1 protein-coding gene is annotated in these 265 nt (G+C 63.8%); it reads left to right on the forward strand.

Features of this window, described 5'->3' with window-relative positions; translation table 11 throughout:
- Positions 1-265: DUF2460 domain-containing protein (locus SB816_RS32375; RefSeq protein WP_410548293.1), on the forward strand; the 265-nt coding region annotated here is incomplete at both ends.

Below are 265 nucleotides of genomic sequence, written 5' to 3' on the forward strand. Positions count from 1 at the left end.
TTCAGCTGGTGAAGACCTATGCCGATGCGGGTGGATCCTTCAGCCGGCGGGTGCAGAAACCGGTCGAGGCTTCGGTCATCCTCTCCGTTGATGGGGTGAAAGCACTGCCGGCGGATTTTTCTGTCGATCATGCGACCGGCATGGTGACGCTTCGCGCCGGTCGGGCGCCGACAGCCGGTTCGGCGATCCGCGCCGGTTTCGAATTCGACGTGCCGGTGCGGTTTGCGATCGACCGCATCGACGTGAACCTGACCGCCTTCGAGGC

Source organism: Achromobacter sp. SIMBA_011 (genome assembly GCF_046535435.1).
In the GTDB taxonomy this organism is placed as follows: Bacteria; Pseudomonadota; Gammaproteobacteria; order Burkholderiales; family Burkholderiaceae_B; genus Achromobacter; species Achromobacter dolens.